This is a genomic window from Legionella nautarum (genome assembly GCF_001467895.1).
Classification (GTDB): Bacteria; Pseudomonadota; Gammaproteobacteria; order Legionellales; family Legionellaceae; genus Tatlockia; species Tatlockia nautarum.
Genome location: NZ_LNYO01000024.1, coordinates 205,822 through 231,074 on the forward strand (window position 1 = coordinate 205,822; position 25,253 = coordinate 231,074).

Genomic DNA, 25,253 nt, shown 5'->3' on the forward strand with positions numbered 1-25,253 from the left:
TCTCGATCGGTAATTTAACCCATTATTATCTACTTTTTGTTTTTGCAACGGAGTCTTTTTTTGTGAAACCTAAAATATTGAGTCCATTTTCAATACAATTTACTACATTAGGTCGCGATAATAAGTATTCCCCAATGTGTTTTGTCAGCTGGCCTTCGGCAATATTAAGAGCTTGATCCCATTCATTTTTTTTAAAATCGCCGTGACCTAAATACATTAATGCAACTAAAATTGCTTGTTGCTCAGATGGCAAGTTATTTATAGTAGAAAGAATATTTTTATACTTAGGGTCAGATAAAATGTAAGGTGTGTCCTTTTCTTTAGTTATTTTGGGATATTTATCAATTTTTCCCTTGAAACTAGATATTTTGGTAAGGATATGTCTAATTTTTTGCGGCTCTATGTTTAGCATATAAACAACCTTTCAATAGTAATATTTTAATTATAGACCCTTTAACAGAAGGGAGAAGTGGTTCTCAGCTCTTGGACAACCGTCAAATTCTGCTTCAAAAACCGGCTTCGGGGTTTGAAGTCCTCACGGTTTTGATCGCTCCCATTCATGCGGCTACTTGTTCATTAACAACAAGTAAAATGGATGCATGGGTACATGCCAGCATGTTCACGAGCATATCAATAGTAAAAAGATGAATTTTACCAAGAATCAAATCACTGATTCGCGGCTGTGATACATGCGTTAATTTTGCTGCTTGAGATTGCGTCAATTTTTATCAGCAATATATTTTACTATTGCTCGCATTAATGCTGCCCTAATTTTTAAATTTTCTGACTCTCAATAAGAAACAGAGTCAGATTGAAAATTATTATTTTGAGATAGATAACGTACCGGCCTGTTGTAAAAGATGGTAAATTTGTTTACAAAAAAAACTATTATTGACTCTATCCTAAAGAAAACAATGCTAATTATTTCAGCTTAGAGGCGCTAATTCCTGAAGAACATTTTCTAAAGAAAGTTAATAAAGTAGTTGAGCTAACTTTTATAACTAGAATAACGGAAGGCTTATATTGTCCTAACAATGGTCGGCTATCGATTGTCCCAGAATTGTATTTTAGGATGATTCTTTTGAGTTATCTGTATTCGATAAAATCTATAAGAAATCTAATTGATGAAATTTGTTACAATATTGTCTATCGTTGGTTTGGTGGATAAACCATCCGCTATAAACCTCCTCACCATGCAAGTCTCAGTCGGATTAAACAGAGCTTTAAAAAAGTCGTATTTGAAAAATATTTTCCTGAATAGTTTATCAATTTCAACAAGCCGGGTTAATAGAGGGTCGCTGTAACGTTTTTTCATTTTGAGATTTCCAATGCTGCGATTTTAATGGAAATCTCATCAATGTCATGGTGTTATTTTTGGGGATAGGTCGGGACTAAGGGGGAAGGGATTTTTATCCTTAGGTAGCAGCATGAGGTCTTATCCCCTAATTACAGGGTTTGTTAAGCCAAGGCTCAATTAATTTTCGATCTCGGCATATAAATCATAATCATCACTATCTGTAATGACAACTTCAATTCGCTCTCCTACTTTAATATTTTTAGTGGGAGGCAAAAAGACTAAACCATCTATTTCTGGTGCGTCACTTTTGCTGCGTGCAATAATTTGCTCATTATTAATTTCATCAATGAGAACAGTTTGTCGGGAGCCAATTTTTGCTGCTAATTTATCACGACTAATTTCGGCTTGAATTTGCATAAAGCGATGATAACGTTCTTCCTTTACTGCTTCAGGAACTGGATCAGCTAATTCATTGGCTTTAGCCCCTGCAACAGGAGAATACTGAAAACAACCTACTCGATCTAAGCGGGCGTCTTGCAGAAAATCAAGTAGCTCTTCAAACTCTTCTTCCGTTTCACCCGGAAAACCAACAATGAAGGTAGAGCGGAGGGTAATATCTGGACAGATTTCCCGCCACTCCGCAATACGAGCTAAGGTATTTTCGCTGCTTGCAGGACGTTTCATTGCTTTTAAAACTCTTGAATTAGCATGTTGTAAGGGGATATCCAGATAAGGAAGGATAAGTTCGTCACGCATCAATGGAATGATTTCATCAACATGAGGATAGGGATAGACATAATGTAAACGGACCCAAATGCCAAGTTCTCCTAGCTGTTGGCAAAGATCATAAAATTGCGTTTTGATGGTTTTACCTTGCCATTCAACGGGTTGATAACGTGTATCGACGCCATAAGCGCTGGTATCTTGCGAGATAACTAATAATTCTTGGACGCCTGCCTCTTTCAAGCGTTTCGCCTCAGTTAAGACTTGTGCAAGCGGATAACTTTGTAGTTTACCGCGCATGGTAGGGATGATGCAGAAAGTACATTTTTGATTACATCCCTCAGAAATTTTTAAATAGGCATAGTGTCTGGGTGTTAATTTAATTCCTTGAGGAGGGACAAGTTGCGTAAAGGGATTGGCTGGTGGCGGTAGATGTTGATGGACGGCTCGCACCACTTCTTCGTAAGCATGAGCGCCACTAATATGTAAAACCTCAGGGCAGGCTTCGCGGATAAGATCTGCCTTTGCACCCAAACAGCCCGTCACAATAACACGACCATTTTCAGCCATCGCTTCTTTAATCGTATCTAATGATTCGGTCACTGCAGCATCAATAAAACCACAAGTGTTGACTACAACAATACCCGCATCTTGATAGCTTGATACTAAATCGTACCCTTGCGCTCGTAATTGGGTAATGATTCGCTCCGAATCAACTAACGCTTTAGGACACCCCAAGCTGACAAAGCCCACTCTATGATTCATAATCTCTTATCTGTAAAAAAAGTGGGCGAATTATAACGCTTCTGGGGTTAAGTTGTCTAATTCAGAGCAAGATATCAAAGCGGTATTTTTTATGACGTGAAATCATTGATTAATTCGACTACAATGGTTGTATCGAACGAAATGATTGGAGTTTTATTATGGAATCATTATCAGCTAATGAAGCAAAAACGCATTTTGGAGAGTTGCTTCTTAAAGTACAACGTGAACCAGTTCAAATTAATCGAAATGGCAAAGCTGTTGCAGTCGTATTGTCTGTTGATGACTATTTAAATTTAGAGTCTCTTAAAATGCAATATCTAAAAAAACGTGTAGAACAAGCAAAAGAAGATATTGCCTCTGGCCGAATTGCTGATGGAGATGTATTTTTTGATGATTTATTAAAGGGAAAATTTGATTAATAATGAGCCGGTATCAATTTACATCTCAGGCACATCAAGATCTCATTCAGATTCGACGTTTTACTCTAAAGCAGTGGGGATCTAAACAGTCCCTAATTTATTTGAAAGAATTAAAAAAAACAGTGGAGCTACTTTCAGCAATGCCACTAATGGGAAAAAATTGCGCTGATGATTTAGGGAAAGACATTTACCGGTTTTTATATGGCAGCCATACAATCTATTGCCTTACTCTGCCTGACCTAATAATAGTTATTGCTATTCTGCATCAGAGTATGGTGCCAGAAAGTCATCTTGGAAGTCGATTATGACCCTGTCTAATTCGTAACAGCGGTTATTCCCGTAGCTTGCTCTAATTGGTTTAAAAATTCCTTAGTTGACGTTTCCCCCACTAAGCGTAAGTGAGTTTGCTCATCCCCCAGCTTGTCGAGAAATAAAAAGGTAGGCGGCGCAACAACATTAAATTGGCTTAGAAGGGCTCTTTCCTGCGCTTTATTGCCAGTGATATCCACTTTTACAACGACAAAATCTTTAAGTGCTTCTGTGACTCGGGGATCTTTAAACACCGTTGCCTCCATAAACTTACAAGAAGTACACCAATCCGCATAAAAATCCAACATAACCGGCTTACCTTTAGCATTGGCTATTACTCTTTGTAGACCGCGGAGTGTTTTAACCGTTTTTTCTTCGGTTGGTGTTGTGGATTTGACTATCTGTAAGGCAGCAAGCGGTTGTAAAGGATTAGTGGTTCCCATACTCGCACCGATTAAAACCAATAAACCATAGACCAGCAAAATAATGCCAAAACCTTGGCGAAATTTATCGATATTATTGAGTGAACAAGTTAAGGCTCCACAATACACGCCAGAGAAAATCAGTAAACTTGCCCATAAGGCCATCACTAAGGGGCCTGGTAAAATTCGTTCTAAGAGGAAAATAGCCACTGCCAGGAGTAAGACACCGAAAAAAGCTTTGACTACGTTCATCCATTTCCCGGCTTTCGGTAACCATTTTCCAGCCGACATGCCAATGAGAATCAAGGGGGTTCCCATGCCTAGACCTAGGAAAAATAAGGCCGAGCTGCCTAAAGCAATATTGCCGGTATGGGCGATATAACCTAAGGCACCGATTAAGGGGGCGGTCACACAAGGAGATAAAATAAGTGTGGATAAGCAACCCATAATTGCTGCACTCAGATAGTGCCCGCTGGCTTGACTTCGATTGGCATTAGCTAGTTTTGCTTGCCAAGATGTAGGTAAGCGTAATTCATAAAAGCCGAACATGGATAGCGCTAATAGGACAAAAATAAAGCTAAAAAATCCGATTACCCAGGGTGTTTGCATAAGAACTTGCAAATTGCTGCCCACTTTAGCCACCAATGCGCCGACGAGGGCATAAGTAATAGACATACTCAAAACATAACTTAAGGAAAGGAAAAATGCTTTCCGGGTAGAAAGATTTTTTCCATGGCCAACAATAATTCCAGATAACACAGGAACCATAGGCAAGATACAGGGGGTAAAGGAGAGTAGTAGGCCAAAACCAAAGAAACTGAGAATGACCATGGCCCAATGGTGATTAACAAAAACGGCTTCGACTTTATCAACTGGTTTTTCCTGTTGTTCCTGCACTGCTAGTGGAGCTGTGTCTGGTGTTTTTGTCTCCATATTGACTTCGCTTAAGGCCAAATTCTTGTCAATGGTTAACTTAATTTGTCGAGTTTCAGGTGGGTAGCAAAAACCATCATCAGAACAGCCCTGAAATTGGACGTCAAGCAAACTTTCTCCTGGTTCTTCGCCGAGAATAGCGACGGGGAGAGCTAAGTGGTCGCGATAAACGGAATAGAGCCGCCCTTGCTTATCTGTTTTTTTTGTTGCCGGAGGGAAAAGAATGGTCCCCAAGCGGAGATTGTTATTGGAGGGTTCGGATAATTTGATGCGATCACTGTAAAGATAATAACCAGGTTTGACTTGCCAATTGATAACAAAAGTATTGGGATCGACTTGTTTTGTTCCTACCTGAAAGATTTCAGATGCTGGCAACGGAATGGCAAAGCTCATGAAGGATGCAAGCCATAATATTGTAAATAAAAAACATTTCTTCATGCTATGCCCATCTCGTCTGTAAAATTGTAGACCATTGTAAGTTCTAGTCCAAAAAAAGCCAAAATTTTTTTTGCTTTTACCCTTGAAAGTTTTTTTGTTGTCCCCATCTGTCAGTCATCAGCAATGCATCGTCTTGAGATTATGCAGGGCTAAAAAAGTCAGAGCTTACTCTGAAAATTATAGGCGATTAATTAAATCAGGAGAGAAGAGTATGAAAATTCGTCCTTTACACGATCGTGTGGTTGTTCGTCGTTTGGAAGAGGAACGTACCACAGCAGGTGGTATTGTGATTCCAGATAGCGCTACTGAAAAGCCAATGCGTGGTGAAATTATTGCGGTTGGCGCTGGTAAAGTGTTAGATAATGGTGATGTTCGTGCCTTAGCAGTTAAAATAGGTGATGTGGTTCTGTTTGGTAAGTACTCAGGTACAGAAGTTAAGATAGCAGGCCAAGAATTAGTTGTGATGCGTGAAGACGACATCATGGGCGTTATTGAGAAGTAATTTAGATTAAAGGAGATAGTGAGAATGGCTAAAGAATTACGTTTTGGTGACGATGCTCGCCAACAAATGCTTGCTGGTGTGAATGCATTAGCTGATGCAGTGAAAGCAACGATGGGTCCAAGTGGACGTAACGTTGTTCTAGAACGATCTTTTGGTGCACCCACTGTAACTAAAGATGGTGTTTCTGTAGCAAAAGAAATTGAATTTGAAAACCGCTTCAAAAACATGGGCGCACAAATGGTTAAAGAAGTTGCTGCTAAAACTTCTGACACTGCGGGTGATGGTACTACTACTGCTACTGTCCTAGCTCGTTCTATTGTTGTTGAAGGCCACAAAGCAGTTGCTGCTGGCATGAATCCAATGGACTTGAAACGCGGTATTGATAAAGCGGTTGCTGCGGTGACTAAGAAATTGCAATCAATGTCTAAGCCTTGCAAAGATGGTAAATCAATTGCACAAGTTGGTACTATTTCTGCTAACTCTGACGAAGCAATCGGTTCTATCATTGCTGAAGCGATGGAAAAAGTAGGTAAAGAAGGCGTTATCACTGTTGAAGATGGTAATGGTCTTGAAAACGAATTATCTGTTGTTGAAGGTATGCAATTTGATCGTGGTTACATTTCCCCATACTTCATCAACAACCAACAAAACATGAGTGCCGAGCTTGAGCATCCTTTCATCCTCTTGGTTGACAAAAAGATTGCTACAATTCGTGACATGTTAACTGTTCTAGAAGCGGTTGCTAAATCAGGCCGTCCTTTATTAATTATTGCTGAAGACGTTGAAGGCGAAGCGTTAGCGACTCTAGTGGTTAACAATATGCGCGGAATCGTGAAAGTATGTGCTGTTAAAGCACCTGGTTTCGGCGATCGTCGTAAAGCAATGCTACAAGATATCGCTATCCTTACTAACGGTGAAGTGATTTCTGAAGAAGTAGGTACTAGCTTAGAAGGCGCTACTCTGGATAGTTTAGGTACTGCAAAACGCGTTGTTGTTACCAAAGAAAACACCACAATTATCGATGGTGAAGGTAAAGCAACTGAAATCAACTCACGTATTGCACAAATTCGCGCGCAAATGGAAGAAACAACTTCTGATTATGATCGTGAAAAACTACAAGAGCGTGTTGCTAAACTAGCTGGTGGTGTTGCAGTAATCAAAGTGGGTGCTGCTACTGAAATCGAAATGAAAGAGAAAAAAGCTCGTGTAGAAGATGCTCTTCACGCAACTCGTGCTGCAGTTGAAGAAGGTATCGTTGCTGGTGGTGGTGTTGCGCTAATCCGTGCTCAAAAAGCCTTAGATGGTTTGAAAGGCGACAACGCTGACCAAGACATGGGTATTAATATCCTACGTCGTGCGATCGAGTCTCCACTCCGTCAAATCGTAGCTAACGCTGGTTATGAGTCTTCTGTAATCGTTAATAAAGTTTCTGAAAACAAAGATAACTTTGGTTTCAACGCAGCTACTGGCGAATACGGTGACATGGTTGACATGGGTATTCTTGATCCAACTAAAGTAACTCGTACTGCATTACAAAATGCGGCGTCTGTTGCTAGCTTAATGTTGACCACTGAGTGCATGGTTGCTGACCTACCTAAGAAAGATGAAGGTATGGCTGGCGCTGGCGACATGGGCGGCATGGGTGGAATGGGCGGCATGGGCGGTATGGGCATGATGTAAGCCTTTCCCCGCTGTTCAAAAAAACCCGCCTGTTGGCGGGTTTTTTATTTTTAACGCACATGAAAAATAGTAGGCCGAGACCCAACAACTACCTTAGGGTTTTCTACGCGCGTCTCGCATAAATAGCAATCGATAAAATAACAAGCCCCATACCGGTGCATTGCAACGCTGAGAGTTGTTCTCCGAGAATTAACCAAGCTAGAATGACAGTCGCTACTGGCATGACCGCTGTTGAAAGTGACGCCATGATCCCATCAACTTGCCGTACACCAAAATACCAAAACACATAAAATAAGCCTGAGCTTAGTCCCAAAGTCACTAATATTAACCATATCCAAGGGGTTAGTGTTAAAGAATTTAAAGAGGCAAAATTATTAAAAGGAAGCAGAATTAAGGCATTGATCCCATTAATTAAAGAAGAGATTAAAAAGACCGGCAGTTTGTTTGAATGGAGTTTACATAAAATATAGTAAGTTGCTTCTGGGAGTAGTGATAATAAAACAATCACATCACCAAAAAAGGAATGACTGGCGCCAAGGCCCTGCCATTTGTCCCAGGCTATCACCACCAGCCCGAGAGTCGCAAAAAGGATACAAAGTCCTTTTTTCTTGGAGATTTTCTCTCTAAGAATCACCCAAGACATCAGAGCAATAATGGCAGGCAAGGCGCTCGTAATAATACCTGCCACATTGGCATCCGTGTAATGCAATCCTAAAAGCATAAGACAATTGAATAAAACACCGGCAGTGAGAGCTTGAGCAATAATAAAATACCAATCGCGTTGGGTGAGTTCTAAGAAATAATGACGTAGACTAAATTGTTTTGCCGGAGTGAGCCAATGCAAAGGGAGCAGAATTAAAGCGGCTAAACCAAAACGAAGAGTTAGCATAAATAAAAGTGGCAGCGAGGAGACTAGGCATTTGGAAAAAACAATGTTAAGGCCTACCATCGTTTGTGCAAGAATAAGAAAACAAATTCCTTGTAGAAAGGAATAGGTTTTATTTGAAGTCATAAAAATCCTTGATAATGCTAATTTCGAAACGCAAAGAATATCAGTATTTCTATAATTGTTTTATCTTTTTAGCACAGATTGCTTTGCAGCAAGCGTTATTTCTTGTCGCCCTCTTAAGAGGGTTGAGTTCCTAAGTTTTTGGTAAGAATTGGTAGTTATAATACGAAACATTTTGTTAAATATTTGAGTTAAAATGAAAGAAAAAAACGAAGCTTTTTATAATTTACAAACTATGCTTAATAGCTACTGGCAAAGGATTAGTGGCTATATTTCTAATAGTTGGCAAGAGAAGACTCGGGTACTTGCTCCGGGTGTGACTGAAGTTGATCCCGGTATTAAAAAATTATTAACTGGTAAGGTCTATAAAATTAATCCAAACCCTAGTAGAGAAAGTAAACCGCATGATTTTGCTTATGACATTGGGCCCATATTGGATGAATTAGATCAGCAACACGAGGGACGAAAAGCTTATAGTAAATTTAATACGCTAACAGATGGTACGCACTTATTAGCTGATACTAGTCCTGATGCAATAAAAATTCGAAGCTTGCTTATCTATTATTTAAAAGACTTAGAACATATTGATAAAATTACTCAACAAGTTCTCACGGAAACTAGGGAAAAGACTGATACAACAAAAATGAGCCCTGAACAATTTATACGAACAATTATTCTTAAAATATTGATGAAACTTTTTTTTGCTAGTGATCAATTACCTGAAGATACAATTGAAATAATGAAATTGTTCGCCTCTACGGCGTTTAGTCTCTCTTTTTCTACCTGCTCTCAATTATCTTTTTTTGATAGTAAACATCGAAAGGCAAAACAACAGTATAAAAAATTTGCTAAAGAATTAATGAGTACCCAGGTTCATTTGATTTTTGACAGATTCCAATCCGATTGTTTTGATCCAGAGCTTAAGGGAGAAAATCTATTTGTTGATCTGATAATACAGCAGGTTAAAGAAAACTACCCCTCTTTAGCTAAAGACAAGAAAGCATTAAAGCGTTATTTAAAAAATTTAGATGAGCAAGAAATTATTCATTATTTAGATGATATGACTTCTTTCCCATCCATTTTAATATTAGCTGATAACGTTTCGGCGGTTGTGGTTGAATTTATAAAAAAGTTATACCTCACAACAGCATCAGCGAAATCACAACCTTCTATGCTAGGGGCTATTCAACAAGAGGGTGAAATGAAATTTCCTGATAAAGTAAGAGAAGGAAGCAATTTAACTAGAAAAGAACTGAGAGAGTTGCAAAACTTGGATACTTATTATCACCAAGCACTAAAAGCACTTGCTACTTCTAATGTAATAGGCCGTTATAATAAAAACCCAGTTAGGCTAAAAAACAAGAAAACCGGTGATGAGGTTGAGATTCCAGCGAATTCATTTCTATTTTTTGAATTAGGAAGTGCAGCAGCAGAAGAAAAGGATGTCGCTTTCTCAAGTAATTTTTCCGTACCAGGGCATACAAGAAAATGCCCTGGTTCTCAGGTTGCAGCTCAGATCTTTAAAGCAATTGTTAATGAACTTATTTTCGGCCCTAAAAGATTAGCCTTTGATAGTATAAATTCATGCTACCTAATCGATAGAGAATCACAGTCAAAGCTGAGCATTCAATCTTGAGTGTGTTTAGTTAGATCGATTGCTACTTTTTATTTTTGCGCATTGTGAATTAAATTAAAATGCAACGTCTTTGCGTAAGTACCAGTTATGTAGAGCGATTTCAGTATGAACTGTAGGAGATAATAGGATTTACAAGTGGATAAGCTAAGTTTTATGTTGGTTAAATGAACAAAATGCACTAAATATGTTATAGTAGTGTATTTTAATAATCCAAGGAAACTTTTTATATGTCGTTGTCAGAAAAATCGGATGCAAAAAGGTATTTACGAAACTCAGAAATTGAGATCAATCTAAAACCAAGCGCAGAACAATCTTTTTTTGAAAAAGTGGCTGTTCACATGGATCAAATTCAGTTTGAATTGCCGGAGCCGGAAGAAGAGATAATTCTCTAAGTCTCTGATCGTTATATTTATCCCGTCCGTACTCAGGACGCGCAGCGCTGTCTCGAAGTGTCGCAAAAAGCTTCCTTCGAGAGCGTCAGGACAGGCCCTTCGGGAGCCTCAGGACAGGCCTTCGAGACGCATGCGATGCGTGCTCCCCAGGCTGAACGGGATAAAGTTAATACAAATTCCTTCGATGCTCATTTCGTGGGGATATCTCGGAACCCGAACGGAAACCCACAATTCAACCATGCCCTGGGTGAAATAAAATTTCTAAACCACACGCCATAAAGAATCGAGAAAATATTGCTTCGAATCGGTAAAATTCCTGACAATCTCAAAACCGGTCGCCTGTGCCAATTGGGCGACTTGGGAAAAAGTATATTTATGTGATGATTCGGCATGAATTGCTTCGAATTCTTTAAAGTTGAATGATTTTTTCAACGCATCAATATAGATAATTTGAGCTTTATTACTAATCAAATAACTTTCCATTGCCTTCAAATACACATTGTAAGTTCCGTAATGATAAAAGGAATCAATATTGAAATTGGCTCCTAGCTCATTATTCATGCGCCTTAGAAGATTTAAATTGAATTCACGGGTAATTCCATCTCGGTCATTATAAGCCCTCATTAATACATCTATATTTTTGAGCAAATCAAAACCTATAAATAAATAATCCCCTGGATGAAGAAAACTTTTCATCATTCCTAGAAATTCTTTAGTAGAATTTAAATCAAAATTGCCAATACTTGAGCCTAAAAACATAACGAAATTACGTTTTTTAGAAGTCGACCCTATCCATTTTATGCCGTTTAAATAATCTACATTTAAAGCAACGGTTTCGAGATTGGGTAATTGTTCATTAAATTGATCAATAATTTGGGTAAGATATTTTCTCGAAATATCAATTGTATAATAACTAAATGATAAATTATCATCCAAAAAATGATCAATAAGTAGTCGCGTTTTTATCCCTTCACCTGGACCCAGTTCAATGAGATTAAAATTTTCATCTTTTAGTAAATCGGCCAAGTCCTTTTTATAATGATCTAAAATTTCTAACTCACAACCCGTCAGATAGTAATCTGGATGACGAGTAATTCGATTAAACAATTCACTACCATATTCATCATAGAAATACTTCGAGTTAACCTCTTTATTTGTTTTAGAAAGACCATGAAGAATATCGCTAATAAATTCCTGTTTTTCATCAGAGCTAACCTTGACCTTATCTAATGCTGGAGTCTTAAATTTTGCAGCCATGATTCCTTCCCCTCTTAATTGGTTCTCGCTAAGCGAATTCCGCTAAACTGCCAGCGCTTTTCTGGTTGAAAAAAATTACGATAACTTGTTCTAATATGTGATTTCGGAGTGGCGCAACAGCCGCCTCGAAGCACCATTTGATTCGTCATAAATTTTCCATTGTACTCACCTAATGCGCCTTTAAGCGGCCTAAATCCCGGATAGGGCGTATAAGGACTAGCCGTCCATTCCCAAAGATCGCCAAAAAATTGTTGCGGCTGTAGCGAGTTTTGAGTCGAAGCGGGTTCAGGATGGTGTAGACCTTTCTCCATAAAATTGCCGTTAGGTGTTAGCCCTGTGGTAACGACAAAATGCTCCCACTCTTCTTCCGAAGCTAATCGTGCCCCACGCCATCTTGCATAGGCATCTGCTTCATAAAAACTAATATGGCTAACAGGTTCTGTGGGACTTAATGGTATTAGTCCGTGTAAGCTAAAAATGTGCCATTCATTATTTTGATTTTGCCAGTAGAGTGGAGCTTGCCAATTATTCTTAAGCACGCAGTCCCAACCATCTGCAAGCCACCAGCAAGGTTCTTTGTAGCCACCGGCTTCGATAAATTCTAAATATTCTGCATTGGTGACTAAGCGCGAGGCGATTGCATAAGGAATTAGAAATTTTTTATGGTTTGGTAACTCATTATCAAAACAAAAGTCTTTACCTCGGTAACCGATTTCCACAACGCCGCCTTCCACATCGATAAAAGTTAATTCTGATGCAAGCGCAGAAGGTGTTTCTATGGTTTGAGTCTTATAGAGCGGAAAATTGGGGTTGAAGGAAAAATTATGTTTAATATCCATTAGCAAGAGTTCTTGATGTTGCTGTTCGTGATGGAGCCCGAGTGTTAGGAGCGTGTTTATTGCCTCAAATTGAGTTTCGGCAACTTCACTCAACAAATCCTGCATACAACTATCAATATGCTTGCGATAGGCATAAATTTCTTCGACTGTTGGGCGTGACAACAGACCTCGTTTCGCACGTGGATAAGGATTGCCTATTCCCTGGTAGTAAGAGTTAAATAAATGATGAAAAGAAACGTGAAATGGTTTGTAGCTTTTTAAATAATGAGAAAGTATGAACGTTTCAAAAAACCAACTACTGTGTGCTAGATGCCATTTCGGTGGGCTTACATCTTCAATACTTTGAATGACATAGTCTTCCGTCGCCAATGGTTTACATAAGCTTTCAGTTTGCTGACGCACTGTTTTATATGCATCAATGAGATCTTCGGTTTTCATCTAACACCTATTCAAGCCTTCCATGGATAACTACATTTAGCTAAATTATAGTTGGGTTTTAGATTGGTAACGTGGCCAATCTCTCCTGTTCCCACTGTTTTAAAGGCGAAAACTCGGGATTAGCCATAGCATTAACGGGTAAATAAAAAGTTTGCTCCATAAGAAATTGCCCGCTTAAAGCAGCATGCGAGACTTGGTCAGTAAATACAATCCAAGTACATTGAGCTGGAAAATCAATGCGTTGCTTTTTGACAGTTTGTTGATAGTCATCACTCAATTTCATATTGTCGTGTAAATTGAGTTGATAATGGTCATAAGCAGAACGCAGTGTTTTCGTGGCTTTAATTAAATGTAATAATTTTGCACGGGCATAGTTATAGCTTGGAATGCCGGGAGCAAAGCGTTGGAGTACCTGATGAAAAGGTTCTCCTAAATGCCAAACTCGAGGCTCATTAAAAGGATTAACATTAGAAAAAACACGTAGAATCCGTCTTCCATTCACAGGCGTTGCTGGAAAAGAGTCAACATGAAGACGCGTATCATCTTTACGTTTTGAGCTTACACGCCCTTTGATTTCTGCAGGGCGATAACTGGTCCTACCCCAAAGTAAACCATCTTGATATTGTGGTAAAACGCTGTCAATTAGTTCTCTCGCAAATTCGGCATAGCGCAGCATGAAGGCTTTCAGGGTGTGCTCTAAATTAGCGTTAGTTTGAAAACCACCTAAACGATTAGTGCGATAGTCGAAACTGACATTTTTATGTTTGCCGTCAAGAATTTTATCGGAAAGTAATTCAGTTTTTTCATTGGCTTCTAAATGAAAAGGGTAGGAGGGCAAATATAGAACTTTTCCTAATTCTAATGAGGCTAGCGCAAGTTTTTTGCTGTCTGCGCTTAATGAATTCAAGTTATCCGCATCGATAGTATGTAGCAATTGGTCCATTAATGCCTCATCATTTAAGTAAAAAATCAAGTCTAGCAAATTTTAGATTAAGGGAGAAATTTTGTTAGCACTTTTTTCTCTCCAATACCCTTGAAGAGCGTATTGGAAAGAAAAAATGTGTGGCAATCATTCAGTTCAGAATGTGGCCGGATGAAGGCAGGTCAGCCTGTCCTTAATCAGCAGCTAGCTCTCTAGAGAAGAAAGAATGGATATTGGTTTGAGAGTTAAAATGGATTGCGCTTTGTTCCGGTAGTTTGGTCAGAAAATCTGAGACGGACAATTTTGTTGAGGTCAATTAATAAGTTTAATTCGGCACGGAGTTTCTTTTGTATGACTGGATCTTTTCCTTTCTTTAACTGATTTTCATGTTCTTGAATAGCCTGGGCCAGATCAGACAGTGATACTAGCTTAAGAGAAGGCATTTGTTTTCTTACAAGATTGAGTAATTTTCCTAACCCATCTTCTTTTAATTGTTGAAATTCAGCATCTACATCTATTGGAAAATCTACCACTCGTTGACTGTAGTTAGCATTAGGGAGCCCATGCCAAAGCTTGTCTTCTAATTCCATATGCTCGTCTAATTTAGACTCATCATAATGGGTACAGACAGGTGGTATTTTCTTTGAAAAACGCAACGCCTTATCCAAAATAGCAAGAAAAACTCTAAGCTCTGGTGTTGTAGGCTCAATTTGCTCTAAATTTAAGAATTCAGGTCCCCAATCATGAATGCGCTCGATAGCCTCATCAATGAGGACATGGTCTTGCTCATTGGCTAACCAAGACTGGTTATAGGCTCCACCAAATTTGTACCTTAAATAGAGGTCGATCAGTTTTATTTTAATTTGAGGATGCATGATCGATTGATGTTAACTTTATGTTTTTTTTATATATATTAAACTAAAATAATGAAGTTGCTATTAACGAACGGAAAGTGGGTGGGGCAAATAATTTGATGGAAATGACCACTCAACTTTGCAAGATTCTTGATAATCACATATTATTTTTAAAATACTTTAATAATTTTGCTCATGAATTGTAATAATAGAAAAGCGATTTTTCGTTTTATAGGTTGGTTTTTTCTCGTTAATACACTCCTTTTTTGGTTGTTAGGATCTGAATATCTAAAAGCTATTTTATTATCAAAAACCTTATTTATTAATACAGTGGCAAATTTTACTGGTATAGGCGGTAAAAGCTTCGTCATTTTTTTCGCGATCATAAATTACTTAAGCTACATGATGTTACTAGCATTTATTCCTGCTATTGTTTTATTTTTGATTGCTTATTTTTTACCAAATAGATGGCTTATCTGGTCTTTAAGTATCTTACTCGGTACAGCGAGTATTGTGTTTTTGATTGCAGATACGCGTATCTACTTGATGTTCAAATTTCATCTTAACTTCTTGATCCTGTCGTTGGTTTTTCATACCCAATGGACTGAAGTTTTTGATTTTTCTGCACAAGAATTAACTTCTTGTGGGTTGCTCATTGCTGGATTTTGTCTTATAGAAATTTGTCTCGCCTGGTTGGTGTGGAAGAAAATCGTTTTGGCTGAACGTTTAAAGATTGGCTATTCAATTGCTTATATTTGGTTGGGCAGTTTTTTATTTAGCTACTTTACTTTGGTGTTATCTATCTCGAATTATAATAATCTTTTTAGTCAGCAAATCCCTAATTTACCGCTTTACAATCAAATTATTAGTTCTATAATTCCCGATAAAAATGCCAAGCAAATTTTAAATCGTTACAGTGAAAGTAACTTTGCGCAACCTATTTTTTCTAATGACAAATTAAATTACCCCCTCCACCCATTGAGTTGTGATAAACAGGCTCATCCTTATAATATTATTTTAATCATGGTGGACTCACTCCGTTTTGATAGTTTAGAAAAAGGATATATGCCAAATGTCGCTCGATTTGCTAAAAAAACTTGGCAGTTCCAAAACCATATGAGTGGTGGAAATTCCACACAACCAGGGTTGTTTTCAATATTTTATTCGATACCGAGCAGCTATTGGACCGCTGCCTTAAAGCAACAAGTTCCAGCAGTTTTGACGGATTTACTAATTAAATACGGGTATTCAACCCAAGTTTTTTGGTCGAGTGTTTTATACAATCCTCCTTTTGATAAGACCATTTTTACTGGGTTTAATGACCTCGATATCAATGGTTCACATAAAGATAATGTTGGGGATAAAGATAGAGATATCACGCAAAAAGCGATTGATTTTTTAAACAATAAAAATCATAAAACGCCGTTTTTTCTTTATCTTTTCTATGATGCACCTCATGGTTTTTGTCGCCAACAAAAGTTCGCAGCACCTTATCAGCCAATCGAAGAGGAGTGTTCGCGTATAAACCTAACTAATGACATTGACCCTATGCCATTTTACAATCGTTATTTGAACGCGGTTAATTTTGACGACCAGGAGATTGCGAAGGTATTAGATACTATTGAACAGCAAGGGTATTTAGAAAATAGTGTCGTTATTTTCACTGCTGACCATGGACAGGAATTTAACGATAATAAACAAAACTATTGGGGCCATGCTGGAAACTTCACCCAAGCACAAATTCATGTGCCACTTTTTATTCATTGGCCTGGCCAGTCATCACGGTCAATTGAATACCTGACAACAAGCTATGATATTGTTCCAACTTTAGTGCAGCATTTGTTTAATTGTGATAATTCGGTGCATGACTACAGTATTGGCCAAGATTTATTGGTTGAAAAAGGACGGTTGCCATTTTTTATCTCAGGCAGTTATATAAATATGGGCGTGGTTGAGCAAGATCGTCTGACCACTTTACAAGTATCCGGGGATATTACCATTACTGATCCCCATGCAGAACCGACTATTAACGCTGAGCCACGAATGGAGCGCCTCAAGCACGCACTGACCATTATGCGTCAGTATTATGCTAAATAAATGACAGTTGCTCCTCTACAATTGTGCAGCTTGAACATCGTCTGATTGAAGTTAAGCCTTCCCAATCTCCATTTAAGACAAACAATCTAAGCAAGTTTTGATTATAATTGAAAGAAGGAGAGCTATTCTAACATAGGTGAGGGACAAGCAATGAAAGGCGCTGAACTCTTGGTTGCTGCTTTGGAAAATGAAGGCGTCAACCACATTTTTGGTATTCCCGGTGAAGAAAATCTTGATGTTATCGAAGCAATTCGCAACTCATCAATCGAACTAGTGTTAACTCGACATGAGCAAGCGGCGGCTTTTATGGCTGCTACTTATGGTCGATTGACTGGTAAACCGGGGGTTTGTATTACAACACTAGGCCCTGGCGCGCTTAATCTTACCACTGGTGCTGCTTATGCGCTTCTTGGAGCAATGCCTCTCATCATGATTACCGGCCAGAAGGGAGTTTTATCATCGCATCAGGCGAGATTTCAGATGGTCAATACGGTTGCTACCATGCAGCCTCTCACCAAAATGTCGCGCCAAATTGTTTCGCCTGCAATGATCCCGACTATAGTGCGAGAGGCTTTCCATCTCGCACAAGAAGAAAATCCTGGACCCGTTCATTTGGAATTGCCTGAAGATATAGCCGCTGAGAAAAATAAAAAAGTTGCACTTATTCCATCGCATTCAATTGAATACCCCATAGCCAGTGAGCAAGCTTTAAATTATGCCGCCGACCTGATTAAAAAAGCTAAGCGCCCCTTAGTTATGCTAGGTGCCGCAGCATCGCGGCCAAGAGCCACTAATCATCTTTCCGAATTTATTTTACGTACAAAACTTCCGTATTTTACGACTCAGATGGGTAAGGGAACTATTTCTGGAGCAACCGAATATTATATGGGAACGGCAGCACTCTCAGCTCGAGATTATGTTCATGAAGCGATCGAAAAAGCCGATCTCATTATAACTATTGGCCATAGTACGGTAGAAAAACCACCGTTTATCATGAGCACATCCAAACTAAAAGTGGTACATGTCGGATATGTCTCTGCTACGGTAGAGCAAATTTATTTTCCCCAAGCAGAAGTTATTGGTGATTTGGGCCCTTCATTACAATTGCTTGCTGATAAGCTTGAGGGCAAGCTTCCTCGTGCCGGTGCTCTCCTTCATTTAAGAGAGGGTATTTTGAGTAAAATTACGGCTAGGGCTACTGAAGATCGTTTTACGCCACAACGTTTAGTTCATGACGTTCGACAAGTGATGCCAGCCGATGGAATTCTCGCGCTTGATAACGGCATGTATAAAATTTGGTTTGCTCGAAATTATCGGACCCAAATGGCTAATACGTTGTTGCTTGATAATGCGCTTGCCACCATGGGTGCCGGCCTCCCTTCAGCCAATATGGCTGCCTTGCTATATCCTGATCGTCGAGTAATGGCGATTTGTGGGGATGGGGGTTTTATGATGAATAGCCAAGAATTAGAAACTGCGGTTAGATTAAAACTAAATTTGGTAATACTTATTATCGAGGATAATGCTTTCGGAATGATACGGTGGAAACAGGCAGTTGATCATTTCCCAGACTTTGGTATGACGTTTACTAACCCTGATTTCATAAAATATGCTGAAGCTTATGGCGCACAGGGTGTAAGGGTTGAAACGATTGAAAGCTTTCGACCTATTCTGGAAAACGCTTTCAATGCTGGGGGAGTTCATCTTGTTATTTTCCCAATTGATTATTCAGAAAACAAACGTGTTCTTGTCGATGAATTGCAACAGCGATTACCGCCAAGGAAGGGGGAATGATGGAAAAAAAACTGCAAGTTGTACAAGCTTTTGATCGCACTTTGATTGCAGAAATCCCTGCTGATGATGTTAAAGCACTGGAAGAAAAGCTAAAGGCAGCTAGCCTAACTCTTGGAGATCGAGCGAACTGGCTTAAGCCTCATGAGCGTATGGCCATTCTTAAACGTGCTGCTCAATTATTAACAGATGACCAAGACAAATTTGTTAAGCTTATAGCTAGAGAAGGCGGAAAACCTTACACTGATGCGGCAATTGAGGTAACTCGAGCTATAGATAGCTTAAATGATGCGGCCGAGGAATTACGCCAATTTGCCGGCAAAGAAATTCCAATGGGACTGACCGCTGCAAGTGAGCGGCGTTGGGCTTTTACTATTAAAGAACCCATTGGCGTTGTGGCAGCTATTTCGGCCTTTAACCATCCATTGAATTTAATTACTCATCAAATAGCTCCAGCAATTGCTGTAGGATGTCCGGTGATTATTAAGCCTGCGCCAGTCACTCCTTTATCTTGCATAGAACTCGTTAAATTACTCCGGCAGGCAGGTTTAGCAGAAGGTTGGTGTCAAACTCTTATTACAGAGGACAATGCCTTGGCTGAGCAGCTCGCAACTGATAGCCGTATCGCTTTCTTGAGTTTTATTGGCTCTGCTAAGGTTGGCTGGTATTTACGCTCTAAACTGGCTCCAGGCACTCGTTGCGCCCTTGAACATGGTGGTGCAGCGCCAGTGATTGTCGACCAAAGCGTCGATTTATCTAAAACTATTCCATCCATTGTCAAAGGTGGTTATTACCATGCAGGGCAAGTCTGTGTTTCAGTCCAGCGGGTCTTTGTTCATAAAAAGATTGCCGCTCACTTTATGGAGGAATATGTTAAACGGGTGAAAGCCCTACAGGTCGGTGATCCACTCTTAAAAGAAACGGAAGTTGGCCCCCTGATTCATCCACGAGAAGCAGGGCGCGTTAGTGCGTGGATTGATGAGGCAGTAGCAGGTGGGGCAAAGCTGTTTGGTGGCGGCCGCCTTTCTGAAACGACTTTAATCCCTGCTGTATTACTAAATCCACCTATTGATGCCAAGGTCTCACAATTGGAAATCTTTGGCCCTGTAACCTGTGTTTATGAATTTGAAGAGATTGATAAGGCCATTGAAATTGCAAATTCTTTGCCCACGGCCTTTCAAGCCAGCGTCTTTTCTGAGAATTTGACACCGGCACTGAGAGCTGCAGAATATCTCAATGCTTCAACTGTTCTTATTAACGATCACACCGCCTTCCGTACTGATTGGATGCCTTTTGCTGGACAAAAACAATCTGGCTATCGTACCGGAGGAATACCCTGGACTATGAGAGACATGTCTCAAGAAAAGATGATTATTTTTAAAAAATAATGAGCTTATCTTTTAGCGCAACGACTGTCTTGAGTTCGTGAGTCTTTGCGTCATGACCACAACATGTCATTTCGAGCCTAGTCTATGTCCCAGGAGAACGTAGACTAGGCTTGCTAATACTCTAAACGAACTTAAGAGAAGCTAAAAGGAATGGTTGGGATTGTTGTCTCATTTTCCTTACCTTGATTGTTATAAAAGAAAGAACTTGGACATCCATTGGGAGAACAGCCCTCTAAACCTAATTCTGAGCCAATTGGCGCAATGAGTTTTGCTTTTTTAGTGTTTGTTTCACCCATTTCAACCTCTTTTTCATGAGTCTCAACTTCTTTTTCACCATTTAATAAAATCTCATCAATTTTCCTTTTAGGCTTGGGACCCTTGGGAGTGTTTGAAAGCAAGAAAGTGAAACCCATATGATGTCTTACTATTCTGGCTTCTCTTTCATCAATCTCTGGTTCTTTTTCACGAGTCTCAGGTTCTTCAACACTTACGCGCTCATCCATTTCCACTGTGGGATTATTATTAGAGAATGGAGAAGTTCTTGAAATCATTTCATAACATTCTTTTGTTGATTCTGGAATTGAGCAGGAAGCCTCATACATCGGTAGTACCAGCCAGTAAGCTTTTATATGTTCTGGTATCTGTTTAATAACCTTTTCCATTTCTATTGCCTGTTCCTGTGAAAGATGGATGAAACCGAAATCAATCCATTTAACCGATTTGGGTAAAGCTTGGATAGTATCAAGCAAAATCTCCCAAAATTCTGGTTTATTAATATTTCTACCGAAATAGTTAGTTGCAAAACCTACACAAGTGATATTTTTAGGTAACTCCCTTACTTTGTTCTGAGGCACAGTATAACTTAGGTCAACGGTTGTTTGCGATTCAGGGAGCTCTCTAATTTGATTGAAAGAAGTCGACCTCCTGATAAGTAAATGGGTTTTTTCTCCTGCACCATATCTAGCTAAATAAAAATTATCTCTATCAACTTGCTTAGAGGAAGAAAGGGCTGGGAGCCGATGTGAAGGAGTTCTAATTTCAAATTTAGCATGCATTTTAAGGTCCAATAGGTTAAAAAAAGCGCATAATAACATAAAAAAAAGCTTGTGTATTTGGGTCTTAGTCTAGAATTATAATAATCCTATTTGCTGGCAAATTCGTCAGTTTTAACTTAAAAATTTAGACCTTCGCTATAAGGAGATAGATACTATGTTAATGCTGTTTCAACAATTCATGACAGTCGTTGATCCAGAACAACTTTATGATTGGAAGTATGAGGGGCTAGCCAATTTCTCTACTCTCTTTTTTTGGAAGGACAAAAAAGGGGAATATTTAGGATGCAATGATTCCTTCGCTGAGCGTGTAGGCTTTGATAAGAGCCAAAAGATTCTTGGATGCACCGATTTTGATTTATGTTGGGCCGATTCTGCCTCAATTTTTCGTTTAAATGATTTACAGGTTATTAAAAATGAAAAACCTAAAATAATTATCGAAACGGGTAAATTAATGAATGGCGATCTAGGTAAAGCAATTAGTTATAAATTGCCCTTGCGCTCAGCATCAACCCACGAAGTGACAGGGATTATAGGGATCGCCATCGAGTTTAATCAAATGGAAATTCCGACGGATTCATTGACTCATTCAATTCATATTTCCCAGCTTACAAAACGTCAAAAAGAATGTGTTTTTTATTTATCGAAGGGACTGTCTATCAAACAGATCGCTAGAGTCTTACATCTTTCTCCTCGCACCGTTGAACATTATCTTGAAGCTGTTCGCGAAAAATTAGATTGTCATTCACTCGCTCAGCTGAAAGAAAAAATCTTTGAATCCTAAGTTGAAATAGGGGGATAATTCCCCTAATTGCTCCTTGCTTATTTTTTGTATTTTTTCTCTCATACCAAATCACAGAGAGAAAAATACATGCGAAGCAAATTTGAGGATTATATCTCCATCCCACGTCTTGATTTATTTGAGTTCGGCGATTTAGCTATTCCTGATATATTTCACGATCTCATGAGAGATTATTTAGGTTTTATTGCTAAGATGGGTATTTATAATCCTAGTTTTTCTATCATTAAGGACGTTATAGAGAACCATAACTGTAAAAAAATCATTGATCTCTGTACCGGTAGTGGGGTGCCAGCGATCTTGTTAAGGGAGTATCTAAAAGAGAAGGGCTATCCTATTCCTCTGGTTTTAACGGATAAATTTCCTCATCAAGCTAATGCAGAAAAAGTAAATAAAAACTTAGCTGAAGTAAGCTATTTAACTGAATCTATCGATGCAACTGAGCTTCCAGAAGAATTAAAGGGCTTAAGAACTTTATTTGCGTCTTTACATCATTTCAAACCTCAACAAGTCCAGGCAATCCTCCAAAATGCTTTGGATGATAATCAGCCAATCGCAGCCCTGGAATTTACCGAGCGAACTTGGTTTAGGGTATTTTGCATGTTCCCAGGTACCTTACATTTATTGGCCGTCACTCCCTTTATTAAACCTTTTTCTTTCACCCGATTATTTTGGACTTATGCCATTCCTGTGGTGCCAATTATTTATTTTTGGGATGGTTTGGTCTCCAATTTACGCACTTATTCCGAGAAGGATTTAAGAAAAATTATCTCTGGATTAAAAAATAATAACTTTGATTGGGAAATAAAAACGGTACCTAGCCCCTTAATGGCCATCAGCCTGAGTTATTTAATTGGCCAGCCTCATCGGCAACAGTCTACAGAGTCAAGTCTAGTTAGGCAGGAGCAGAGCTCCGCTAAATCTATCAAAACGAGTGCTTCTGCTTGTATTGTACTAGGGATGTTAACGGGTTTCCTTTCCTTTCTAATGAGTCGTAAGGTCAATGTCAGTTTGGCTATCTGCTTATTGACTGCACTGCTTTGCCGGTTGGCACCCAATAGGATGGCATCGAATATGTCGCAATATGGTCGCTTTTTTCAGTTATTTTCCTCGGATAGTAAAAATCTCTTAAGTCAGGAAATTGAGATGACGAATTCAATCAGATCAACTGCCTAACCAAGGTTCTTCCTTAATTTTCCCTTAATATAATGGCCTATTAAGTTTGCTATAATTATTATCCGTACATAATTTAGACATAATGGTGGATCCATGAGAGAGCGAAGAGTACCGAATGACCAGATGCGGCTAAAAGCAAGAAGAGAACGTGCCGCTTTGATTCAGAACCAGGAGCAAGCTCGAAAAGAGCTAGAAAATAAGGTTAGCAGCTTACATGAGGCTGTGAGTCTGGGTTATCCTTCAGCTGTTGATCGACTATTGAGCGACACAAATGTCAATGCGCAAGAAAAGGGAAAAACACCCTTCACTCTTGTAAAAGAACGTATATTAAAAGAGAACGATCGCAATAAGTTACGCAGCTATTACACGATTCTTAATAAACTTGTTAAGGCAGGGGCTGACACTAGTGAAGTAACTGAGAAAGAACGGCATATGATTTTTTATTTATGCCCAATGATAATTTTTAAAACCCCTTTGCCCCGTTCCCAGCCGAGTGGAGTAACAGTTCCCACTCAAGCAAACCATCCTGCTAAATTTGCTATAGAAGTCTTTGATGAGCAATACAATAATTTTAACATTCGACAATTACAAAAAATTCCTTTCAAGGACTTGGAAGAGCATCTTTATGATAGTGAAGATTTTACAGTCAATGTTACTGGCGATCCTTACGAGAGTGGCAGAATTGAGATGGGTGTAAAATTAGGAAACCTTTATATTAAGTATCAACCGATGGGAAAGGGTAGCTTTGGTGCAACTATCTATTCCATTAACAAAAGGGCACACAAATTAGAGCTATTGCAGGAACTTGACGGTGAGCGAAGAAGCGGCATTGCTTTTGATTCGATTGTTCCTTTTGATTTATCCTCTTTCTATGGGGACATGACCAATGTTGGTGGTGATGCAGATCTTGCCATAATTCGTGAAGCCTATGACTTATCTTTCGATCTGAAAATGAACCTTGTCAATTCGGCCTTAGGCAGACAAACCCCTGCTTTTTATATAGTTACTCGCTCAAAAGAGGAGATGAATCCCTTAAACCCTAAAGAGATTATCGGTATTGTCCAAGAAGAAGATAAGATTGCTGATCTTTTCTATGGAAGAAATGTGACACTTAAGAAGCATGAAGGCTATGTGGTATATAAAATCACGGATCCTACTGCTTCCATACCTCAAAAGGGTGAGCCAATTGATTTGAGCCAATTCGAACAGGTGGAAATTGGCCTCTACAGCCCTTTTAAAGCAGACGGTATTAAATTTTATCCTCTACCTCATCTAAATCAAGGTAATAGTTTTCTTGGTTCTCAACTGGGTTCTGTCCAAGGCTCCATCTTGAAAGTGAAAAAAAATGCACAACAAAATCGGAGCAGGGTAGAAAATCCACCAGAAGAGTTTTATTGCATGATAAATACGGGTGAACTCATGAAAGATCCCGTTACAACAGTTACAGGGCAAACTTATGAGCGGGAAGCCATCGAGGAGTGGTTTTCTCGATGCAAAACAGCCGGTAGACCGATAACTGATCCTGCAACCGGAGTAGAATTAAAAAATACAGCTCTTATTCCAAACCGCAATTTGCAAGATCTAATACAAGAATGGGTTATCAAGCATCCCCCAGTCTCTGAAGCGGCTACGCGTAGGCCTTCGCTTTTAGAACGTTTTCGAAATCCACAGCCAGTTCAACCTTCATTAGGAAGCGCGCCATCATTATTTAGGCAAATTAAAAATGAACAACAAAAATTGCGCGAACAGGCTGCTGGTGCTGGAAAAGAAAAGGAAAAAGAGAAAGAAAAAGAAAAAGAGAAAGAAAAAATTCCTGAGAAAGAAATTTCTCAAAAAGAAGAAAGTCCTCTCGCTTTTGAGTGCCCGATTTGCGGCGAGATTATGGAAGATCCCGTGATGACTCCAAACGGAGATAGCTATGAGCGCAGTGAGATTGTTGCTTGGCTAGAAGCAAATCCAAGTGATCCCAAAACGAGGGAAAGAACGACGGTTGAGGATTTAGTGCCAAACTATCACTTAAAAGCCGTAATAGAGAATTGGCAGAAAGCGCATGCTGCCGAAACAAAGGTAGTGTTTAAATAACTGTATCATCTCTTTTAAACCAAGCCTTTTTCT

The 25,253-nt window shown here is 39.1% G+C and carries 22 protein-coding genes and 1 pseudogene; 13 read left to right on the forward strand and 10 right to left on the reverse strand.

The genetic code is table 11. From position 1 onward, the window contains the following. Positions 1-25 precede the first annotated feature (25 nt). Positions 26-412, reverse strand: coding sequence for a DUF3775 domain-containing protein (locus Lnau_RS12725; protein WP_058505525.1), 387 nt, complete (start codon positions 410-412; stop codon positions 26-28). Between the two features lie 145 nt (positions 413-557). Continuing rightward, entirely contained in the window at positions 558-722 is a 165-nt protein-coding gene (locus Lnau_RS16215; protein WP_202972583.1) for an XRE family transcriptional regulator, read from the reverse strand. A gap of 218 nt (positions 723-940) precedes the next feature. Here Lnau_RS16215 and Lnau_RS17035 point away from each other — a divergent pair. Beyond that, a pseudogene (locus Lnau_RS17035) lies at positions 941-1,168 on the forward strand (transposase); the annotation flags it as partial. Positions 1,169-1,474: 306 nt separating this feature from the next. Here the strand turns inward: Lnau_RS17035 and rimO are convergent. Then, on the reverse strand, positions 1,475-2,785 hold the full coding sequence (gene rimO / locus Lnau_RS12735; RefSeq protein ID WP_058505527.1) for a 30S ribosomal protein S12 methylthiotransferase RimO: 1,311 nt from the start codon (positions 2,783-2,785) through the stop codon (positions 1,475-1,477). A 158-nt stretch (positions 2,786-2,943) separates the two neighbouring features. Here rimO and Lnau_RS12740 point away from each other — a divergent pair, with 158 nt between their 5' ends. Together Lnau_RS12740 and Lnau_RS12745 are read left to right on the forward strand one after the other, a co-directional pair. Beyond that, positions 2,944-3,204, forward strand: coding sequence for a type II toxin-antitoxin system Phd/YefM family antitoxin (locus Lnau_RS12740; RefSeq protein ID WP_058505528.1), 261 nt, complete (start codon positions 2,944-2,946; stop codon positions 3,202-3,204). A gap of 2 nt (positions 3,205-3,206) precedes the next feature. After that, positions 3,207-3,512: a type II toxin-antitoxin system RelE/ParE family toxin gene (locus Lnau_RS12745; protein WP_058505529.1), complete on the forward strand. Its 306-nt coding sequence runs from the start codon at positions 3,207-3,209 to the stop codon at positions 3,510-3,512. Between the two features lie 6 nt (positions 3,513-3,518). On the opposite strand, the gene dsbD is transcribed toward Lnau_RS12745, so the two are convergent. Continuing rightward, positions 3,519-5,306 (reverse strand): protein-disulfide reductase DsbD, encoded by a 1,788-nt coding sequence (gene dsbD / locus Lnau_RS12750; RefSeq protein WP_058505530.1) that lies wholly within the window; start codon positions 5,304-5,306, stop codon positions 3,519-3,521. 211 nt (positions 5,307-5,517) lie between these two features. On the opposite strand from dsbD, the gene groES reads away from it, so the two are divergent. Continuing rightward, positions 5,518-5,808, forward strand: coding sequence for a co-chaperone GroES (gene groES / locus Lnau_RS12755; protein WP_058505531.1), 291 nt, complete (start codon positions 5,518-5,520; stop codon positions 5,806-5,808). 24 nt (positions 5,809-5,832) lie between these two features. After that, positions 5,833-7,488, forward strand: a complete 1,656-nt coding sequence (gene groL / locus Lnau_RS12760) for a chaperonin GroEL (protein ID WP_058505532.1) — start codon at positions 5,833-5,835, stop codon at positions 7,486-7,488. A gap of 103 nt (positions 7,489-7,591) precedes the next feature. On the opposite strand, the gene Lnau_RS12765 is transcribed toward groL, so the two are convergent. Further along, positions 7,592-8,500, reverse strand: coding sequence for a DMT family transporter (locus tag Lnau_RS12765; RefSeq protein WP_058505533.1), 909 nt, complete (start codon positions 8,498-8,500; stop codon positions 7,592-7,594). 193 nt (positions 8,501-8,693) lie between these two features. On the opposite strand from Lnau_RS12765, the gene Lnau_RS12770 reads away from it, so the two are divergent. Then, entirely contained in the window at positions 8,694-10,133 is a 1,440-nt protein-coding gene (locus Lnau_RS12770; RefSeq protein WP_058505534.1) for a hypothetical protein, read from the forward strand. A 227-nt stretch (positions 10,134-10,360) separates the two neighbouring features. Beyond that, the gene (locus tag Lnau_RS16480; protein WP_157070660.1) at positions 10,361-10,525 is read left to right on the forward strand and encodes a hypothetical protein; all 165 of its coding nucleotides are present in this window, start codon (positions 10,361-10,363) and stop codon (positions 10,523-10,525) included. Between the two features lie 261 nt (positions 10,526-10,786). Here the strand turns inward: Lnau_RS16480 and egtD are convergent, their stop codons facing one another. The 4 genes from egtD to Lnau_RS12790 all read right to left on the reverse strand — a co-directional run bounded on the left by egtD (position 10,787) and on the right by Lnau_RS12790 (position 14,856). Beyond that, positions 10,787-11,782 carry an L-histidine N(alpha)-methyltransferase gene (egtD, locus tag Lnau_RS12775; protein WP_058505535.1) on the reverse strand — a complete coding sequence of 332 codons (996 nt, stop codon included), beginning with the start codon at positions 11,780-11,782 and terminating at the stop codon, positions 10,787-10,789. A gap of 14 nt (positions 11,783-11,796) precedes the next feature. Continuing rightward, on the reverse strand, positions 11,797-13,059 hold the full coding sequence (gene egtB / locus Lnau_RS12780) for an ergothioneine biosynthesis protein EgtB (RefSeq protein ID WP_058505536.1): 1,263 nt from the start codon (positions 13,057-13,059) through the stop codon (positions 11,797-11,799). A gap of 58 nt (positions 13,060-13,117) precedes the next feature. Then, entirely contained in the window at positions 13,118-14,002 is an 885-nt protein-coding gene (locus Lnau_RS12785; RefSeq protein ID WP_058505537.1) for a Kdo hydroxylase KdoO, read from the reverse strand. 224 nt (positions 14,003-14,226) lie between these two features. Then, positions 14,227-14,856, reverse strand: coding sequence for a hypothetical protein (locus Lnau_RS12790; RefSeq protein ID WP_058505538.1), 630 nt, complete (start codon positions 14,854-14,856; stop codon positions 14,227-14,229). A gap of 174 nt (positions 14,857-15,030) precedes the next feature. Between Lnau_RS12790 and Lnau_RS12795 the strand changes: the two genes are divergently transcribed. The 3 genes from Lnau_RS12795 (at position 15,031) to Lnau_RS12805 (ending at position 20,111) form a co-directional block, all read left to right on the forward strand. Next, positions 15,031-16,932 (forward strand): DUF3413 domain-containing protein, encoded by a 1,902-nt coding sequence (locus Lnau_RS12795; protein ID WP_058505539.1) that lies wholly within the window; start codon positions 15,031-15,033, stop codon positions 16,930-16,932. Between the two features lie 150 nt (positions 16,933-17,082). Then, positions 17,083-18,726, forward strand: coding sequence for an acetolactate synthase large subunit (locus Lnau_RS12800; protein WP_058505540.1), 1,644 nt, complete (start codon positions 17,083-17,085; stop codon positions 18,724-18,726). Further along, on the forward strand, positions 18,723-20,111 hold the full coding sequence (locus tag Lnau_RS12805) for an aldehyde dehydrogenase family protein (protein WP_238585978.1): 1,389 nt from the start codon (positions 18,723-18,725) through the stop codon (positions 20,109-20,111). The genes Lnau_RS12800 and Lnau_RS12805 overlap by 4 nt, the downstream gene beginning before the upstream one ends. A gap of 131 nt (positions 20,112-20,242) precedes the next feature. Here the strand turns inward: Lnau_RS12805 and Lnau_RS12810 are convergent, their stop codons facing one another. Beyond that, positions 20,243-20,965, reverse strand: a complete 723-nt coding sequence (locus Lnau_RS12810) for a hypothetical protein (RefSeq protein ID WP_133134866.1) — start codon at positions 20,963-20,965, stop codon at positions 20,243-20,245. Between the two features lie 355 nt (positions 20,966-21,320). Here Lnau_RS12810 and Lnau_RS12815 point away from each other — a divergent pair, with 355 nt between their 5' ends. The 3 genes from Lnau_RS12815 (at position 21,321) to Lnau_RS12825 (ending at position 25,220) form a co-directional block, all read left to right on the forward strand. Beyond that, positions 21,321-21,947 (forward strand): helix-turn-helix transcriptional regulator, encoded by a 627-nt coding sequence (locus Lnau_RS12815; protein ID WP_058505542.1) that lies wholly within the window; start codon positions 21,321-21,323, stop codon positions 21,945-21,947. An 87-nt stretch (positions 21,948-22,034) separates the two neighbouring features. Then, positions 22,035-23,138 (forward strand): hypothetical protein, encoded by a 1,104-nt coding sequence (locus Lnau_RS12820; protein ID WP_058505543.1) that lies wholly within the window; start codon positions 22,035-22,037, stop codon positions 23,136-23,138. A 93-nt stretch (positions 23,139-23,231) separates the two neighbouring features. Further along, positions 23,232-25,220: a U-box domain-containing protein gene (locus Lnau_RS12825; protein ID WP_058505544.1), complete on the forward strand. Its 1,989-nt coding sequence runs from the start codon at positions 23,232-23,234 to the stop codon at positions 25,218-25,220. Positions 25,221-25,253 lie beyond the last annotated feature (33 nt).

What these genes read in the sequence shown, in the direction of transcription:
- Lnau_RS12820 (WP_058505543.1), top strand. Translation starts at nt 22,035, where the DNA reads ATGCGAAGCAAATTTGAGGATTATATCTCCATCCCACGTCTTGATTTA.
- Lnau_RS12825 (WP_058505544.1), top strand. Translation starts at nt 23,232, where the DNA reads ATGAGAGAGCGAAGAGTACCGAATGACCAGATGCGGCTAAAAGCAAGA.
- Lnau_RS16480 (WP_157070660.1), top strand. Translation starts at nt 10,361, where the DNA reads ATGTCGTTGTCAGAAAAATCGGATGCAAAAAGGTATTTACGAAACTCA.
- Lnau_RS12795 (WP_058505539.1), top strand. Translation starts at nt 15,031, where the DNA reads ATGAATTGTAATAATAGAAAAGCGATTTTTCGTTTTATAGGTTGGTTT.
- Lnau_RS12725 (WP_058505525.1), bottom strand. Translation starts at nt 412, where the DNA reads ATGCTAAACATAGAGCCGCAAAAAATTAGACATATCCTTACCAAAATA.
- Lnau_RS12740 (WP_058505528.1), top strand. Translation starts at nt 2,944, where the DNA reads ATGGAATCATTATCAGCTAATGAAGCAAAAACGCATTTTGGAGAGTTG.
- Lnau_RS12785 (WP_058505537.1), bottom strand. Translation starts at nt 14,002, where the DNA reads ATGGACCAATTGCTACATACTATCGATGCGGATAACTTGAATTCATTA.
- egtD (WP_058505535.1), bottom strand. Translation starts at nt 11,782, where the DNA reads ATGGCTGCAAAATTTAAGACTCCAGCATTAGATAAGGTCAAGGTTAGC.
- dsbD (WP_058505530.1), bottom strand. Translation starts at nt 5,306, where the DNA reads ATGAAGAAATGTTTTTTATTTACAATATTATGGCTTGCATCCTTCATG.
- Lnau_RS12770 (WP_058505534.1), top strand. Translation starts at nt 8,694, where the DNA reads ATGAAAGAAAAAAACGAAGCTTTTTATAATTTACAAACTATGCTTAAT.
- Lnau_RS12745 (WP_058505529.1), top strand. Translation starts at nt 3,207, where the DNA reads ATGAGCCGGTATCAATTTACATCTCAGGCACATCAAGATCTCATTCAG.
- Lnau_RS12800 (WP_058505540.1), top strand. Translation starts at nt 17,083, where the DNA reads ATGAAAGGCGCTGAACTCTTGGTTGCTGCTTTGGAAAATGAAGGCGTC.
- groL (WP_058505532.1), top strand. Translation starts at nt 5,833, where the DNA reads ATGGCTAAAGAATTACGTTTTGGTGACGATGCTCGCCAACAAATGCTT.
- egtB (WP_058505536.1), bottom strand. Translation starts at nt 13,059, where the DNA reads ATGAAAACCGAAGATCTCATTGATGCATATAAAACAGTGCGTCAGCAA.
- groES (WP_058505531.1), top strand. Translation starts at nt 5,518, where the DNA reads ATGAAAATTCGTCCTTTACACGATCGTGTGGTTGTTCGTCGTTTGGAA.
- Lnau_RS12805 (WP_238585978.1), top strand. Translation starts at nt 18,723, where the DNA reads ATGATGGAAAAAAAACTGCAAGTTGTACAAGCTTTTGATCGCACTTTG.
- Lnau_RS12815 (WP_058505542.1), top strand. Translation starts at nt 21,321, where the DNA reads ATGTTAATGCTGTTTCAACAATTCATGACAGTCGTTGATCCAGAACAA.
- Lnau_RS12765 (WP_058505533.1), bottom strand. Translation starts at nt 8,500, where the DNA reads ATGACTTCAAATAAAACCTATTCCTTTCTACAAGGAATTTGTTTTCTT.
- Lnau_RS12790 (WP_058505538.1), bottom strand. Translation starts at nt 14,856, where the DNA reads ATGCATCCTCAAATTAAAATAAAACTGATCGACCTCTATTTAAGGTAC.
- rimO (WP_058505527.1), bottom strand. Translation starts at nt 2,785, where the DNA reads ATGAATCATAGAGTGGGCTTTGTCAGCTTGGGGTGTCCTAAAGCGTTA.